The sequence below is a fragment of the Tistrella bauzanensis genome, from assembly GCF_014636235.1.
In the GTDB taxonomy this organism is placed as follows: Bacteria; Pseudomonadota; Alphaproteobacteria; order Tistrellales; family Tistrellaceae; genus Tistrella; species Tistrella bauzanensis.
This window is the reverse complement of the sequence record NZ_BMDZ01000027.1, coordinates 1-16,697: the sequence shown is the minus strand read 5'-3', so window position 1 is coordinate 16,697 and position 16,697 is coordinate 1. Positions and strand designations below refer to the sequence as shown.

9 protein-coding genes are annotated in these 16,697 nt (G+C 67.0%); all 9 read right to left on the bottom strand.

What is annotated here, in order from left to right; translation table 11 throughout:
• Positions 1-17: 17 nt before the first annotated feature.
• Positions 18-1,376: an MBL fold metallo-hydrolase gene (locus IEW15_RS12315; protein WP_188578269.1), complete on the bottom strand. Its 1,359-nt coding sequence runs from the start codon at positions 1,374-1,376 to the stop codon at positions 18-20.
• Positions 1,373-2,827 (bottom strand): ComEC/Rec2 family competence protein, encoded by a 1,455-nt coding sequence (locus tag IEW15_RS12310; protein WP_188578267.1) that lies wholly within the window; start codon positions 2,825-2,827, stop codon positions 1,373-1,375. The genes IEW15_RS12315 and IEW15_RS12310 overlap by 4 nt, the downstream gene beginning before the upstream one ends.
• Positions 2,803-4,152: a ComEC/Rec2 family competence protein gene (locus IEW15_RS12305; RefSeq protein WP_188578265.1), complete on the bottom strand. Its 1,350-nt coding sequence runs from the start codon at positions 4,150-4,152 to the stop codon at positions 2,803-2,805. The genes IEW15_RS12310 and IEW15_RS12305 overlap by 25 nt, the downstream gene beginning before the upstream one ends.
• A gap of 50 nt (positions 4,153-4,202) precedes the next feature.
• Positions 4,203-4,331 (bottom strand): hypothetical protein, encoded by a 129-nt coding sequence (locus tag IEW15_RS26350; RefSeq protein WP_268237160.1) that lies wholly within the window; start codon positions 4,329-4,331, stop codon positions 4,203-4,205.
• The gene (locus tag IEW15_RS12300; RefSeq protein ID WP_188578263.1) at positions 4,328-5,794 is read right to left on the bottom strand and encodes a ComEC/Rec2 family competence protein; all 1,467 of its coding nucleotides are present in this window, start codon (positions 5,792-5,794) and stop codon (positions 4,328-4,330) included. The genes IEW15_RS26350 and IEW15_RS12300 overlap by 4 nt, the downstream gene beginning before the upstream one ends.
• A complete protein-coding gene (locus tag IEW15_RS12295) occupies positions 5,794-9,723 on the bottom strand; it encodes a hemagglutinin protein (RefSeq protein WP_188578261.1) in 3,930 nt (1,309 codons plus the stop codon). Before IEW15_RS12295 ends, IEW15_RS12300 begins: the two co-directional genes overlap by 1 nt.
• Positions 9,720-12,878, bottom strand: a complete 3,159-nt coding sequence (locus IEW15_RS12290; protein WP_188578259.1) for a hypothetical protein — start codon at positions 12,876-12,878, stop codon at positions 9,720-9,722. The genes IEW15_RS12295 and IEW15_RS12290 overlap by 4 nt, the downstream gene beginning before the upstream one ends.
• Positions 12,879-13,066: 188 nt before the next feature.
• The gene (locus IEW15_RS12285; protein ID WP_229708047.1) at positions 13,067-14,803 is read right to left on the bottom strand and encodes a Hint domain-containing protein; all 1,737 of its coding nucleotides are present in this window, start codon (positions 14,801-14,803) and stop codon (positions 13,067-13,069) included.
• Between the two features lie 292 nt (positions 14,804-15,095).
• The gene (locus tag IEW15_RS12280; protein ID WP_229708046.1) at positions 15,096-16,250 is read right to left on the bottom strand and encodes an MFS transporter; all 1,155 of its coding nucleotides are present in this window, start codon (positions 16,248-16,250) and stop codon (positions 15,096-15,098) included.
• Positions 16,251-16,697 lie beyond the last annotated feature (447 nt).

Genomic DNA, 16,697 nt, shown 5'->3' with positions numbered 1-16,697 from the left:
CGGGTCTCCGGGCTTCGTCAGCGGGCGGGGGCAGGGGCTGGAGCAGAGGTGGCGGCGGCGAGGCAGGCGGGCACAACCCGGCGGGGCGGCGGCAGATAGCGTCCGATGGTGAGGCGGGCGGCGATGGGGCGGGTGGTGGCTGCAAACCGGGCAAGGCGTCGCGTGTCGCCCGACAGGCTGCCATCGCCGCCGTCATCCTTGGATTCTTCGTCCATGGCGGTCGACATGGCACTGCCCAGCACCTGCACCTGCGTGCTGGGCACGCTGACGATCGCCTTGCTGGGGCCAAGGAAGCCGAAGGCTTCGGTGAAGAAGCCGAAGGCGCTGCGCGTGAACAGATAATCGGCCACCTCGACCGGCGAGGTCAGGCTGATGACGGTGGTGTAGATGTTCTTGGTGATGTCGCTATAAAGCTGCCAGTCCGAGGTATCGATGCGATAGACCACCACCTTGTGCGGTCCCAGCGCATTCTTGCCGGCATATTTGCCGAGCACCTTCAGGATGATCAGATACGGGTGCTTGAACGAGTTGCCATAGCCGGCCGAGGCAACCACCGCCTCGGGCCGCACCAGATCGGTGAAGGTGGTCAACTGTTCCAGATTGCTGTCGGTGCCCTCGTTCTTGGGCGTCATGGTGGCGAGCGATCCGTGATGCGGCGCCGAGATCACCCTCACCGGCTGCACCGGGCTCGCGGTCCAGGCGCCGAGCAGGGTGTTGGCGGCGGCCAGCGTCTCCCAGGTCGCGTCACCGGGCAGGATCATGCGCTCGGCCATATAGTCGATCACCACCACCGCCGAGGTGCCGTTCTTGCGCAGGGCGGCACTGCTCGATTTGGCGATCGGGGCATTGGCGATCAGAATGCGCAGCACCACGTCGCCGATCGTCACCAGGCTGCCGACGGTGCCGTTGGCATCGGCGTAATCGGTGACATTGCTCTTCAGCACCGTGATCGGCGCGGTACCGCCGACACCATAGGTCGCCAGCCGGTTGACGGTGGCCAGGGCGCCGGCGCCCCAGTCGCTGCCGCCATAGATGATCGCGCCCACCTTCATCGGCAGTTCGATCTCGTCGACCGCATCCATCAGATAATTGAGCAGCGACCAGTGGTCGGTGTCCTGATGAGTGATCAGCACATAATCCAGCTTGGGCTCCAGCCCCGCCTGCTGCTGAAGGAACAGCGCCTCGACCACCTTGGTGACGGCGGGTGCCGACAGGTTGAGCTTCAGCACCGAGGATTTGAACATCGTCTCGGCGCCGAAATCGATCAGCACGATCTGGCTGGGCGCCTGGGCATCGATGGTGTCGTACATCTGCAGCATGTGCGCCATGCCCTGGTCGCACCAGAGCGCCGACATGGTCATGCGGGCTGTGGTCATCGCGCCAATTCCTCCGATGAACCCGATCCGCCGGCACGCCCACCTGGAGCATGGGTGGCCGGCCGCACGCGGCGGGGCGGCGGCAGCGGCGCGCCGGCCGGGCCGGTCAGGTGTATATTGCGCGGCAGGGCGATGCGGCCGCGTGCATCGACGCGGCTGTCCAGGATGCTGGCCGGGCGGACGGTGAAGCCGCGTTCAATGCCGGGCAGAACATCGCGGGCCAGCAGCAGCGGCGGCGGAGTGTCGTCATCGCCGCCGCCGCCACCACCGCCCTCGTCCACCATTTCGGTGGCGTTGGTCTGCGGCACGCCGATGATCGCCTGAACCCCGGCCTCGAAGAAGCGCGCGCTGGTGCCGAAATGGCCCTGGTCGTTGATGTCGAACAGCCAGTCGGCGGTCGGCAGCGGGTCGGTCAGGCCGGTCAGCGTGGTGTAGACATTCTGAACGGAATCCTCCAGCAGAAGCCATCTGTCCTGGCCACCGTCATAGGCGATCACGTCATGCGGGTCGGGAAATTCATGGGATCCGGCATACTTGGCCAGGGTGGTCAGAATGATCAGATACGGGTGCTTGTGCGAATTGAACACGCCGGCGCTGGCGAAGACGGAATAGGGCCGGGTCAGGTCGACGAACTCGATCAGCTCGCCGAGATCGCTGTTGTCGCCGTCCTTCTTCTTGGTCATGGTGGTCAGCGCGCCGTGATGCGGCGCCGACATCATGTAGACCGAGGGCAGTGGCGTCGAAGGCCATGCCTTCAGCTTGGTGTTGGCCATGGCGAGGGTCTGAAAGGTGGCATCCCCCGGCAGGACATAGCCAAGCCCGCCAAGCTGAACCACCACCACCGCCGAGGTGCCGTTCTTCTTGCTGACCGTCGATGGCGTGTTGGCGATGATGGTGCGGACCAGAACATCGTCCAGCGCGATCGTCGTGGTGGCACCGGTCAGCGGGTCGCCATAATCGGTGGCGTTGGTGAAATAATACTGAGCCTGCGGGTTCTCCCCCGGTATCAGATCGACCAGCCGCTTGATCGCGGCCTTGGCGCCAGAGCCCCATTCGGTGCCGCCGGCAATCACCCGCCCCACCTCAAGCGGGATGTCGCGCGCCTTCACCTGATCGAGCATTTCGTTGATCAGGGTCCAGTGGTCTTCGTCCTGATGGCTAAGCAGCACTAGATCCAGGCGCGGGGTCTTGCCCTGCGCCTGTTGCAGCGCCAGCGCGTCGACGATGGTCTTGACCGGGGGGGTGACCCCAAGGGTCTCCTTCGACTCGCTCAGGCCATAACCGCGATTGCCGGCGTCGAACAGCGCGATCATGTTCGCCGCCGTCGTTGCCGGGTTGTCATAGCGATGACCATACAGCCGCAGCAGATGCGCCATACCTTGGCCGCACCACAACCCGTCCATGGACGCCCGCCCCACCGCCATGATCAGCCGGCCTTTCGTGTCGCGCACGGGCGCACGCGCCGGATTGGCGCCATGGTCCTGCTGAAGCGGCTGTGGATCTGATCGGCCATGGCGCCGACACCGGACGGTGTCTCAGGCGACCTGGCATCCAGCCGCGACATGGCATTCAGCCGCGACAGGCCGTCCTCCATGTCGTTGTCGTGCGGCTGTTTGGCATTGATCAGATCGGCGACCAGGGTCATCGGATCGGTGTCGGGCACGTTCAGGATGCCGGGGGCGCCGGCATCGAAGGGCCGTACTTCAGTGCTGTGGCTGTTCAGCGTCATCTCGAACAGCCAGTCGGCGGTCAGGCCGGGCGTGGTCAGGTTCAGCACGGTGGTATAGACGTTCTGCCGCACACGGTCGATGACCCGCCATTCGCTGTCGGTCTCGACCGGCATGGGAAAGCGATCCTCGGCCAGTTCACCATAGGTCACCAGCGGATGCGGCGGAAACTCGTCGAAGCCGGCATAGCGGACCATCTTCAGGATGATGATCGATCGGGGGTGGCGGTGGTTGTTCTTGGTGCCGGCGCTGGCGATCACCGAATAGGGCCGGGTATAGGCGATGAAGGCATCGAGCGCCGCCAGATCGACCTCGCCCGCCCTGGTGCTGGCATTCATCGTGGCCAGCGCGCCGTGATGGGGCGCGGACATCATGTAGATCCAGGGCAATGGCGAGCCATAGGGCTGCCATTGTGCGAGAACGGCGTTGCATTGGGCCAGCGTCTCGAAGGTCGCATCGCCGGGCAGGATCATCGCCAGCCGGTCGAGCTGAAGCAGGGCCACCGTCGAGGCGCAATTGCGCCGGATGCTCGGGCTTGTCTTGGCGCTCGCGACGTTCGAGATCATCGTTCGAACCTTCAGGTCGCCAAGCGCGAAGGTGTCGACGACATTGCCGCCGGCGACGGCATAGCTGGACTGATTGGTGGTGAAATAGGTGAGATCCGTATCGGCATCTGCCGTATAGCGCGCCAGCCGGGTGATCACGGCGCTGGCATCAGGCGCCCACAGCGTGCCGCCTTTCAGGATGTGGCCCACCACCAGCGGAATCGCCAGCGCCTCGACCTGGTTCATCAACTCGGTCAGCAGCAGCCAGTGGTCGCCGTCCTGATGGCTGACCAGCACCAGATCCAGCCGCGGCGTGCTGCCGGCCGCCATCTGGCGCTGAAGCTGCGCGATCACCGAGGCCACCGGCGGTGACATGCCATGGGCGTCGCGTGCCATGGTCAGCGCGCGGCCGCCGCTGCCGAAGTCGAACAGCGCCAGACCATCGGCCGGCGCGGTCGCAGGATCGGTTCCTGCATCGGCATAGAGCCGGAGCAGATGCGCCATACCCTGGCCGCACCACAACCCGTCCATGGACGCCCGCCCCACCGCCATGATCAGCCGGCCTTTCGTGTCGCAAGGGGATGCACGCGCCCGCTCGGTGCCATGGTCGACGCGCGGCCAGCGCTGCCGGGCTTGAACGATGCCGTCATATCCGGCCGGAACGTGATGTCGATGCGCATCATCCGGCCCTCGCTATGACCGGTTGCACGCGGCGTGGCGGCACCATGCGCGGTCGTGTGGATGTGGCGAAGCGGCTGTCATCGGCCGGTGTCGCCATCCTGGCCAGCCGTCCGCCGCCCTGGATCGCGAAGGCTGGCAGCCCCCGCGCCGGCCGTGCCGCGCGCTGGCGCGCGATCACACCGCCGGCGGTGCCATGGCTGGCGCGGCGGGTGAGGTTGTGGCTGTCGATCACGATCGGCGTCGCCTCGTCCTCGTCATCCTCGATCAGCATCTCGATGAGGTTGGATTCGGTGTCTGGCACGCTGACCAGGGCCTTGCAGGCACCATAAAAGCCGGTGGCGTTGACCACCGTCTGATGGGTGGGCGTGACAGTGAAATGCCAGTTGGCCACCAGCACCGGCGCCGTCAGGCCCAGAACTGTGGTGTACAGATTGGCGCCAACCTCGTCCTGGCGTTTGAATTCCGCGTCGACCAGATCGTAATAGACCACCGGATGCGCCGGGAAAGCATAGCTTCCGGCATATTTGATCAGCTTCTTCAGCACGATCGCATGCGGATGCTTGTGTGATGTCGCGATCCCGGCGCTGGCGATCACCGAATATGGCCGGGTCAGCTCGGTGAAGGCGATCAGCTCGCTGAGGTCGCTGTCATTGCCGGCATCATTGCTCTGGGTCGCCGTGTTCAGCGAGCCATGATGCGGCGCCGACATCGCGGTCACCGGCTGCACCGGGCTGGTGGTCCAGGCGGCGAGGATCTTGTTCATCGCGGCCATGGTTTCCCAGGTCGCGTCGCCCGGCAGAATGATCCGCTCGCCGGCATAATCGATCACCATCACGGCTGATGAGCCGTTCTTGCGCTCCTTGCTCTTGGCCTTGAATTTACTGGGCGTGTTGGCGGCCAGGGTGCGGATGACGATGTTGCCGAAATTCTTCATCTGGCCCAGCGTGCCGTTCGCCGGTTTGTAGCTTGAGGTGACGGTGTTGAAATAGACCAGATCGGTGTCGGCATCGGCGGTCTTGGTCGCCAGCCGGGTCAGAACGTTCAAGGCGCTCTGGCCCCAGTCCGACCCGGCATAGACGATCTTGCCGACCGTATAGGGCAGCTCGATGCGCTCCAGCTCGTCCATCAGATAGGTCAGCAGGCGCCAGTGATCGTCGTCCTGATGGCTGACCATCACCAGATCGAGCTTGGGCACGCGGTCGCCGATCCGCTGGCTCTGCAGGGCCTCGACCACCGATTTCACCGCCGGCGCCGCGATCGCCGGCTTCAGAACGCTGGTGATGAAGTTCAGCGTCGCCCCGAAATCGAACAGCGCGATCACGTCGGGGATGAACTCGTCCTCATGCTCATTGGCCAGCAGCATGTGCGCCATGCCCTGGTCGCACCACAACGCATTCAGCGTCACCCGCGCGGCGGCGGTGATGTCGAATGTCCAGTCGGTCTGGTCGGTCGGCGTCATCGTCATCAGGCGGCGGTCCCATCGCTGGAACCGTCGTCGACGGATGTCTCCTCGCAGGGTGGGGCGGCGGCGATGCGCGCCGGCCTGGCCGCGCGGATCATCTGGCGGGCCTCGTCGGTGGGCAGCCGTCGGCGGGGCAGGCGTGCCGCGGTGGTGCCGCGCGGCGCGGGCAGGGCGGCGGCGTTGGCGGCGGTCTTGTTCCCCTCGTCCTTGCCCTTGCCGTTATCGTAAGCCGCATACCAGCCGAGCTTGGTGTTCGATGTCTGGTCGGGGTTGCCGAACAGGGTGATGTCGTTATGGCCGGGCGGGAACGACAGGCCCAGGACATGCAGGCCGAAATCCCGCAGCCGCATCAGATACTGGCGGCGGTTCTGCCCGTCGGTATAGGTGGTGAACTGGATGGTCCGGAAGCCGATATCCAGAATGCCCTGCAAGGGCAGGCTGACGCCCAGCATCCGCTCCACGCCCGGCAGGGCCACACCGAAATAGATCGCGGGCAGGCCCTTCTCGCCACCGGCCGGGCTCCACGCCGCCAGCAGCCGCACGGTCAGCCCCACCGATCCGGCAAGCGCGCCCAGCGTGCCCAGTTCCACCTCGTAAACCAGCCCGTACCAGGGCTGGGTCAGCTTGCCCTGCTGAATGGGGGCGGAAATCGAGACGAAGCCGGCCGCGTCGGGGTCGCGGGTCGATGGCGGTCCGCCGGTCACCGCCGGGTCGGGGGTGGCCATCAGCCCGGTCAGCCGCAGGGGGAAGCGCGCGAACAGCGAATTCTCCCGCGCCACACTGTTGGCGGTGTCGAGTGCCATGTTGCTGTCAGCGACCGTGAAGATCACGGTCGAGGGGTCCGACAGCGAGAAGCTCATGGTGATCGCATAATTGGAATAGGCGAGGCCCAGGCTGCTGGCATCGGCTTCGGCTTCGTCGACGGCGGCCATCGCGGCGGTGAACGCGTCCACACCGCCGCTATCGGTGGCGGCGGGCGGCCCCCAGCAGAACGGGTCGAAATTGGCGGGTTCCGCGAAGCGCAGCCGGCCGGTCATCTGGAAGGCGGCGCTGACCGTGGTGTTGCCGCTGGCCGGGTCGGCGGCGCGCAGGGTGACCAGCCGGGTCTGGTCGACGCCCACCTCCATCAACTGGCCAAGGGCGAGTTGGAAGGCGCCGGCATCGCGCATCGCGAAGACATAGGTGTCGCGCGACGACCCGCCATCATTGCGTTCCGACTGATAGACGCCGTCGAGGATGATGTTGTTGCCGTGTTCGCTGGGGAACAGCCGGGTTTCGGTGCCGAACAGCCGGTTGACCATCAACTGCGCCGAACTGGTGAAGCTGGCCAGCTTGCCGTTCTCGAAGCCCACGGTGAGCTGTTGCACCCGGAAGGCGAAGGCGATGTCGCTGGAGAAATACTGATCGATCGGATTCTGATAGTCGATCAGACCGAAGCTCGACGTGATGTCGAAATCGATCCGGCCGCCCTCGGAGGTGAACGAGGTCGCGGTCAGGCCCAGATGATGGGCATAGAACCCGCCGGGGTCGATGCCGGCGGCAAGCGGCTGCAAGGGTTCCGGCAGGGTGTCGAGCGGCACCTCGACCGACAGCGCCAGCACGCCCGCCCAGTATGGATCGTCGATCACCTCGACGAAGCGGTCATAGGGCGAGGCGATCTTCTTCTCGCGCGCGATTGCCACCGATTGCCGCGCGGTGCGGATGATGCTCTGGATGTCGTCACGGGCGGTCGCGGCCTTGCCGTCGTCCGACGAGGCTTCGGGCCAGCTCCAACCCGAGGTGTCGGCGACCAGATCCGCCAGGCTGCGGCCGCTGACGAATTTGAAGATCAACCGGGCATTCTTCGGCCCTTCGCGATCGGGGGCCGCCCAGTTGCGCGGGCTCAACCGGAACAGCCAGTCGCCGATCGCCGGCGACAACAGGCCGGCGAAGCGCTGGAAGACCAGCATCTGTTCGGTGGTGATGGTGGGGGCGGCGCCGGTCAGCATGGCGTTGAACGCGGTTTCGGTGGGATAGACCGGATAGCCGGCGGCGCGCACCGCATTGGCGATGGCGGTATAGATATCGGCCGGCACACCCTTTTCCGGCGGCAGCGCCTGGATCAGGCCCAGAGAGGCGGGGGTGAGCTGATAGGCGACCGAGCCGTTGGCCAGCACGGTGTCGGCCGAGCCCAGCACCATGAACAGGCGGTTGGTCAGCAGCGCCTGACGGAAGGCGCCATCCACTGCCGTGAACCGCAGATCTGGCAACCCGTCGGGCGAGGTGCCGGTGTTGCCGACCGCGAGCCAGGCCCAGGGCACGTCGTCGCCAGCATAGCCGATGGCGAGGCCCGGCGGCGACACCGCCGGGATGGTGGTCTCCGGCAGTTGCAGGGGCGCGCCGCGCAGGGCCGCTGGCAGCCACTGGGTGCCGGTCAAGAGGCCGATCTGGCGCCGGCGTTCGGGGGCGACGCCGCGCGCCTCGATCTCGGTTGCGAATGCGGCCTGGGCCTCGTCGAGCCCGGCATAGCCGACCATGGGAAAGCAGGGTTCGGGATCGTCGGTGGTGAGCGTCGCGGCCGAGATTTCCAGGTAATTGAGAAAGCCGGCGCTGCCGCCGGTATAGAACGGCGCGTCTTCCGGCTGGGCGTAATAGCGCGCGGCGCTGGTGCCGCTGATCCAGCTCCAGGCTGTGGTGCCAAGGCCGGTCAGCGCCGGTGGTGCGGCCTCGTCGAGGTCCATGGCGCGGACGATGTCGAGCATCGGCGACAGAAACGGCGGCGCATAGGCGGGCCTGCCGGCGCGGAAGCTCATCACCGTGCCGCTGCTCTGGGCCAGTCCGACATAATCGAGCCCGGTGGTGCCGCAGAGCAGGCGTTCGGCCGGTGCCGCGTCCAGATCGTCGCGGCCCAGCGCGTCGAGCGAGGCGGTGACGATCTGGCCGTCGGTGTTGACCGGTGTCAGATCGAAATCGCCGTCGGGGGTCAGGTAATACACCACCGGCACGTCGGCGAAGGGTCCGTCGACCACGCCGGTGACCAGCGGCTGTATCGCCATCACGAAGCCCGGCGGTGTTGCGCTGGCGGTGTTGCGCGGCGCCAGCGTCACGCCATAGCCGCGCGCGGTGACGTAACCGGTGGCGAAGGACGGCACCGTGGTGGCGGCGGCGCCGAACGGCAGCAGGCCGAACCGGGTGCGGGCCGGATCGAGCGGTGCCAGCGGATCGACCGAGCAATGCAGCGTGAAGGCCTGGCTCTGGCGCAACGGCTGCACCGCCAGCACCCTGACCGTGCCATCGCCCGCGACCGGATCGGGGCCGAAGAAGCGCAGGCTGGCGCCAAGCTGGTCGATGCCGGTAGCGGTGTCGCCATCGGGTGCCGGCAGATCCAGCGTCCACATCACGCAGCCGACATGGCCCGGAACATAGGCGAGGCCGGCCCAGCCCTGTGATGCATCGAACAGGCCCTCGCCGGTGACGAAACTGAGCGCGGGATTGCCGGCCAGTTTCAGGATCCAGCCCTGTTCGGCATCGGAATTCACCGTCACCGTGCTGCCGGCGCCCAGCACCAGGCGGATGCCGCCCAACTCGATGATCGTGCCGGTGACGACGGCGGTGGTGTCGCCGCTGCGCACCATCGACAACTGGCTCGACCGCCAGTCCTCAAAGCCATGGGCGGCGCCGCTGATCCAGATCGTGCGCGGTCCGCGTGCCGGCGGCAGCAGGCCCAGATAGATATCGAGGGCGGTGGCGAAGGCTGCGTCGTCGCCCGGATCCGCATCCAGCCAGAACCACAGGCCCATGCCGTCGGTCCAGCTTTCGGTCAGGGTGATGCTGGCAGCGAAGCTGGTGGTGGCCGAGGCACGGAACCCCGCGCGCCGGTCACCGCCGTTCAGCCAGTAGATCTCGGACCCGGCCGCCGCCTGGTCGAAGACGGGTTCGGCCGGGGTGGTCATGCCACACCCCCGCCGCCATTGGAGGTGCCAAGGGTGATGCGGTCGCCGTTCAGCAGGGGCAGGACGGCGATGCCGGCATTGGCCGACGGCGCCCAGTCCAGCCGCACCGGATTGGCGGTGCCGGCGTCATAGCTGGCGGGCGACCCGGCCGGTGCCGGCCCCACACCGCGCAACAGGCTGATCCCGGTCAGCGGCAGCCCGGCCGATGATGGTTCCATGCCGCGTTCGGCCAGGATCTCGTTGGCCGTGGTGCCGACCGGAACCAGTTGCTCCACCCCGTTCACCCACACCCGGATCTGCGGCACCAGCGTGGTCCGGCCGCGGAAATACAGCACCCCCACATTGGCGCCGGCATCCCGGCCGCTGCGGATATTGGCGGTGGCGGTGGTCAGATCCGACAGTTTGGCGGCCGCCAGCAGCAGGGCGTTGAATTCGGGGTAGGGCGTGCCGGTCTGGGCGGTCGACGGGAAGCTTGGCGGATAGACCAGCCGCAGGAAGGGCTGCTGCATCTGCGGATAGCCGCCGTCGATCAGGCCGCCGCCGCCCGCCTGCTTGCGATTGGTGGTGGGCGGCTGGGTCACCGCCGTGCCGCCTTGCGCCACCAGCCAGCCGATGAAGGCATCCAGCGTGGTGATGCCGGTGGCGTTGGCGGCCGAGCGGCTGATCTGGTAGTTGGCGACGGCACTGGTGATGAAGCCGTTCAGATAGCCCTGGTCCGGCACCGCCGAGCCCATGGTCTGATAGCTCTCATATTCCGCGCGCAGCACCATGCCCGGCCGCAGATCCACCCAGCCATTGCCGCCGGTGAAACCATAGGCATAGAGCAGCGTTTCCACATAAGTCTGCGGCATGGTGCGCGAGATCGCCATCTGCACCGTCTGTAGCCCGATCGCGGTGGCACCCAGCGTTTCCAGATCGGCCAGGAAGGTGCCGTATGCGGTATACAGATCGGCGCGGACGGCGTCGGCGGTGAAGCTCCAGGGCAGCGCGCCGGCCGTGCCGTCGATGGTCAGCGTATAGGCATAAGGGGCTGTGCCCTCGGTCAGCACGAAGGGCGCCACGCTCGGCAGATCGGCGGCGGCGGGGGCGCTGGTGAAGATCTGCGGCAGGCCGATCGCGATCGCATAGGGCGCCATCGACGGCTGGGTGGCGGGGATGACCGCCGGCGCGGTGTCGACCGCGAATTGCGGGTAGATGCCGGCCTGGAACACGGCGGCGGTGGCGGCGGGGCCGGTGCAACCGCCAACGATCGGCTGAACCGCCAGACTGTATGACTTGGCCGCGTCGAAGGTGAGCGCCTTGGTGCTGCTGGTGCCCGAGACGATCCAGGCGGTTCCGCTTTCGGCGCCGCCCTCCAGCAGGACCAGCCGATAGGCCTGGGCGCCGTCCACGGCATCCCAGCCGGCGCTGAGGGTCGCGCCGTCATAGCTGGTCGTCAGGCCGGACGCGGCGACATAGGTTACGCCTGCGAACGGGCTCCACGGTCCCTGAACCACAGGGCTTGCCGCCGTTGCGCGCGCTCTGACCGCATAGAGGCCCGCCGTGGTGAAGTTCGCGCCGGGGATCGCGATCGTGGGGGCGGCACCACTGACACTGACCACCATCGCGCCATCCCGCCACAACTCCACCGTATAGGCATCGACTGTCTGGCTGACGGCCTGGATCGACACCTGAAGGCCGGTCGCGGTGGTCGAGAAGCTCGACGCGGCCACCACCGGCGCCTGATTGATGACGCTGACCGCTGCGGCTGGCGGGCCCGACGTATTATTGCCGACCGACCGGGCGGAGAGCTGAAGGACCGTGCCGGCCATGCCCGGCGGCAGGGCGGGAATTTCAAGGCTGCCACTCGCGATCGGGGTCGGGAAGATCGCCGTGGCGACCACGGTGTCGCCGGCCGTGACCGTGACCTGGTTTCCGGTCAGGCCGGTATCGGCCACGATCGGCCAGGCGGTGGTCAGGATCTGTCCGTCGACCGCGGTCTGGCCCATGCCATATATGTTGGTGAGCAGAGGCGTCTTGCTGGTGAACGGCCCGGTCGACGAGCCGCGCGTGATCGCGGCCGTCAGGGTATAGGCATCACCGCCGGTCACGCCGATCAGGCTTCCGCTCCGCGTCATGCCGAGACCCGAATAGCTGCCGCCGTCACTGCCGTCGGGCTTGTACATCTTGATCGCCGAGCCGGTCGCCCCCCAGTTGCCCGCCGGCGGCGCAATGATGGCGGTGATGACGTAATTGGCGGCAAGGCTCGACACGACAGTCTCGGGCGCCACCAGGATCAACCCCATGCCGATGCCCTGCGGGCCGGTGGCGGTGCCGGCCGTGGCCGACGACTGGGCCAGCGCCACCTGATAGTCGAAGGCCAGATCGACGGTGACCGCGAAGCTTGCGGTGAGGGTATAGCTGCCGCCACCGGCATCGGTGCCGGCGATGGGCGCCGTGCTGGCGATGGCGGCGCCGTTCTGGAGCAGTGTCGCCACGAATGACGGCGAGGTGCCGGTGATCCCCGATCCGCCCGCGGTGATGGCCAGGGTCAGCGGCGATCCCACGGCGGTGACCGCGACGGCGGTCACGGCGGGTGCTCCGGCATAGACCACCGCCGGATCGGTGGCCGGCCCTGAACAGATGCCGAATTGCGGCGTCAGGGTGACCGACCAGTCGCCGCCGGACGATCGCAGGTTCGGCGCCACGACCATCTGCCCGAAACCGGAACTGGTGACCTGAACGGCCTGGATGCCGGCCGGGGTCATCAGCAGGATCTCGGTCTGGCTGGTCGGCGTCGCCGAGGCGGCATTGGTCCAGGTCACCGTCAGCAGCGCGCCGTCGAAGGCGGTCGCCACATTGGTCGGGCTGGCGAACAGCAACTGCACCTTGTCGCTGATGATGCCCTCATTCCCCGACACCGCCACCTGAAGGTAATAGGTGTCGGTGGTGGCGTTCATCGTGTCGGTGGCGGTCCAGGTGCCGCCATTGGCGCTGAGCGAACTGCCGGTGCCGGCCACGGCCGTGCCGTCGCTCTTCGTGACCACGATCACGAACGGGCCGGTATAGCCCTGCTGGGGCTGCCAGATCACCTGAAAGACCGGCAGGGTTCCGCCCGTGGTGCAGGTGACGGAGGTGATGACCGGTGCGGCCGGCGTGGACGAGAGGGTCGTCATGGAGCTGTTCCCCAATGCGGACGGACAGATGCGGGCGGACGGACAGATGCGGGCGGACGGACAGATGCGGGCGGACGGGCAGATGCGGGCAGGGTCTGTGGGCGCGGGCGGCAGGCCGGGAATGACGCAACCGGAGCCCGGGCGGATGAGGCGCAGGCTCCGGCGTTCAGTGCGTCATCTGGTACCGATCAGTTGGTCAGGCGCTCGATCAGCGACAGACCGGCGGCCATGCGGCGGCTGTTCAGGATGTCGAGCCGCCATTCGGTGCCCAGACTGTCGAGCGGATCGGCGGTCGTGCCGGCCATGGCCTGCCGGTTCAGCACGCCCTGCATGCGGTTGTCGCCCACCATGATGCCGCCGGCGTCAAAGGCGGTGACGGTGTCGTCATCGATGTCGGTCAGGGCGTCCACACCATCGGGCAGCAGGTCCAGGTTCAGCACCGCGCCGTCATGCGACACGGTTTCCACCAGGGCCAGCGCCACCGGACCGCCGGCGGTCTCGACGATCATGCCGGGCCGCAGATCGGCCGCCGCCATCACACCGGCCGCGGTCGGCACCGGATGGCCGTCGGTCACCAGAACCTCGGCGCCGCAGGCGGTGACCAGCCGGTAGAGCGGCTTGTCTTCATGGCCGCGCCAGATTTCGGCGATGCGCAGGCTGGTGCCGTTGGCCCCGGCCACCCGTTCCCCGGCGCTCAGGCTCTCGATCGGCCGCCGGCCGCCATCGGCCATGCGCACCAGCGTGCCGGTGGCGACGCAGCCCCACACGAACTGCATCGGCGCAACGGTGGCGATGTTGGTGGGGGGTGTGGTCACGCCCTGCGGCACGCTGGTCACACGCACGAAGGTGCTGCCGCCGGGGGTGATGCTGAAGTTCAGCACGAAATCCAGGTCGATGGTGTTGCCCTGGTCCCATGGCGCGCCCTGGAACCAGTCGGGGCCGATATTCCAGCTCACGGCACTGCCCGATCCGTTGCACAGGCCCGGGATCTGATCTTCCGGGAAGGCCAGCGTGGCGCCGTCGCCGGTGCCCGACCGGCGCATCAGCACGCAGGAGCCGTTGAAATTTGGGTTGGCGGCCACGGTATAGCCATTGACCAGTTGGGCCGAGCCGTTGACCTGAAGGCCCACGATCGGCTTCGAGCCGTCGGTGCCGTAATTGTAGTAATAATCGCAGTCACCGACCTGTCCCGGCGTGCGGTTCAGCGCGACCTTGATGTAGTCGCGGTCCGGATGGCTGTCGTGATTGGGGTTCAGAACCGTGATCGACTGAACCGCATTGGCGCCGACGATGGATGCGGTGGCAACCGACATGTCCGCCAGCGTGCCGCCGGCCGGCAGGTACATCGCGGTCAGGGTCGCGGTGACGTTCAGGTCGCCCCCCTCGTCGGGCGCCACGCCGCTGACCTCGATGATCTGGGTGGTGCTGTTGTACTGCTGAGGGATGCTGGAGGATGCGATCTGCGCGCCGGTCGCATCGTCGGTCAGAACCAGATTGGCGGCGATCACCGTGGCGGTGCCGGTCAATGTGACCACGCCCTGGGCGGTCACGACGCGGTTCTCGCGTTCGACACCGATATAGCTGACATTCACCATCGACTGCCATTCGCCGACCGTGGGCTCGTCCATCTCCAGCAGCGTCTGGCGCGGCGGCTTGCCGGTGGCCAGCCGGGTGCGACGGGTGGTCTCGATCAGATGGCGCGCGGTCGGGAAATAGCGTTCCATGAAGTCGTCGCCGCCGAAACGGTCGAGCACGAAGCGCCGGTGAACGTCGTTGGTCATGTCCAGGCTCATGACCCCACGCTTCGTGGCTGCGGCCTGATCCTTCACCGCATGAAACACGGCGTGCTCATCGGCGGTCATCGGCTGAACCACGCGCCCGAAGGCGTCGAACAGCGGGCTTGGCTGCCCCTTCATCGTCGGCATCTTCTGATCCCCTTCCCCATCTCTTCTGATATGTCGGTCTTGTCTTGACCTGAGGGTCGCAAACGGCCGCCCGTGCCGCACCGCAGGGTGCCGCCACGCCATTCATCGCCACTCACGTCTTGGATTATTGCGTGAAAGGGTAGGAGTGTGCCTGTTGGGTGTCAATCGCAGTTCCAAGAAAACCAACAGTCGTTAATCTGTTGCAATCTGGTGTTGTGGTGATGATAGTTTCAACCATAACGTGTATTGCATCGATTGCCGGCGATTGCATTCATGTTCTGGACGGGGGCGTTCAGCGGCGCTCCACCCGGTGCCGGTGGGCGGCCATCGCGGCGCCGGCCAGCGACACCAGACCGAAGCACAGAAAGCTGTTGGCGTAAGACCCGACCAGGCCGTGGAGTGCGGCAAAGCTGGCCGGTCCGATCACCACACCGGCAAAGGTGAAGATCAGCACGCCGCCGGTGATGGTGCCGACCAGCCCTTCGGGGGCGCGGCGGGCGCTTTCGGCCAGCATGATGCCGTTCCAGCCATTGGTGGCATTGCCGATCACGCACAGCAGCGCGATCTGGGCCACAGGCCCGATATCGCCGGCGGCACCGATCAGCAGCGCGCCGGCCCCCGAGATCGCGCCCACCATCGCCAGCACCAGAAAGCCGGCCCGCAGCCGGTCGGCGACGAAACCCCACAGCACGCGGCCGACCGCGCCGGATGCCTGAACCAGCGCCAGCGCGCTGCCGGCGGCGATCGGCGTCCAGCCCTGTTCGGTCACCAGCATGGCGACGGTGAAGGTCGACAGCGACAATTGCAGCATGGAATACAGCAGGCCCAGCAGGCTGAGCGCGCGCAAGGGGGCAAGCTTCATGGCCAGCCGCGCGCCCAGGGTCCAGTCCTGGCCAATCCGCGCCTCAGGCATGCGGTCGGCATCCCAGCTCGGCCGCAGGCGGGCCAGCAGCACGATCAGCAGCATGGGCATCAGGGCCGCCAGCCACAGCCCCGCCTGCCACGAGATCAGGGCGGCCAGCGCCGGAAAGCAAAGGCCCGCCGCTACCCCGCCCAGCGGCACGCCGGCCTGTTTGATCGAGAACACGGTGTTGCGCCGCGCGGGCGGTGTCACTCGGATCAGGATATGCGACGCGGCCGGATTGTTCAGGCCATAGCCCAGGCCGCACAGTGCTGCCCCCATGGCCATCAGCGCCAGATGGCCCGATCCGAAGCACAGCAGCGCCACCACGAATGTCGCCATGCTGGCCTGCGAGACCCGGGCCGCGCCGAATTTGCGCACCATGCCGCCGGCGGTCACCGAACTGATCGCCGCCGTCAGATAGATCAGGCTGACCTGATAGCCGATCAGTTCAGGGTTGACCCCAAGCGCCGCCGCCACGGTGGGCGCCATGGTCGACAGCGCCAGCACACCGCCGGTCGCGATCATCTGGATGGCCATGGTCATGGCCAGGGCGGTGCCGAAGCCGGGTGGGGCGGGGCGGGGCGGGCATCGGGGCGGCAGGGATCTGGCGGGGCTGGGATCCGGCGCCGTCGGCATGGGGTCTGTGGTCACGATGATCGGATGCCTGGATGCGGAGGAGGTGTGCGGTAAATGTACGGACAAATTATCTCCACCGTCCATGCCCGCCGACGCAATGCAGGCATGCTCCACAGGGCCCGCTCATGCCCTGTCGGCCGCCGGCCCGGCGGCGGCGGCAAGTCTCCGCTCATTCTGGTTGGGGGGAAGCATCCGCAGACGTCATAATGTGTACTGGTATGTGCGGCGACGATGAGAAATGGCCTCAGGCAAGAGGTATCTTGCTGCTGGTGAGGGGATGTCCCGCCCGATGTTGAAAAGGGCTCGGCGGACGTCGCTGGTTGATGAGGCTATGCAGCCTCGCAGACGGGGTCA

What these genes read in the sequence shown, in the direction of transcription:
- IEW15_RS12315 (WP_188578269.1), bottom strand. Translation starts at nt 1,376, where the DNA reads ATGACCACAGCCCGCATGACCATGTCGGCGCTCTGGTGCGACCAGGGC.
- IEW15_RS12305 (WP_188578265.1), bottom strand. Translation starts at nt 4,152, where the DNA reads ATGGCGCATCTGCTCCGGCTCTATGCCGATGCAGGAACCGATCCTGCG.
- IEW15_RS26350 (WP_268237160.1), bottom strand. Translation starts at nt 4,331, where the DNA reads ATGATGCGCATCGACATCACGTTCCGGCCGGATATGACGGCATCGTTC.
- IEW15_RS12300 (WP_188578263.1), bottom strand. Translation starts at nt 5,794, where the DNA reads ATGACGATGACGCCGACCGACCAGACCGACTGGACATTCGACATCACC.
- IEW15_RS12295 (WP_188578261.1), bottom strand. Translation starts at nt 9,723, where the DNA reads ATGACCACCCCGGCCGAACCCGTCTTCGACCAGGCGGCGGCCGGGTCC.
- IEW15_RS12290 (WP_188578259.1), bottom strand. Translation starts at nt 12,878, where the DNA reads ATGACGACCCTCTCGTCCACGCCGGCCGCACCGGTCATCACCTCCGTC.
- IEW15_RS12285 (WP_229708047.1), bottom strand. Translation starts at nt 14,803, where the DNA reads ATGCCGACGATGAAGGGGCAGCCAAGCCCGCTGTTCGACGCCTTCGGG.
- IEW15_RS12280 (WP_229708046.1), bottom strand. Translation starts at nt 16,250, where the DNA reads ATGACCATGGCCATCCAGATGATCGCGACCGGCGGTGTGCTGGCGCTG.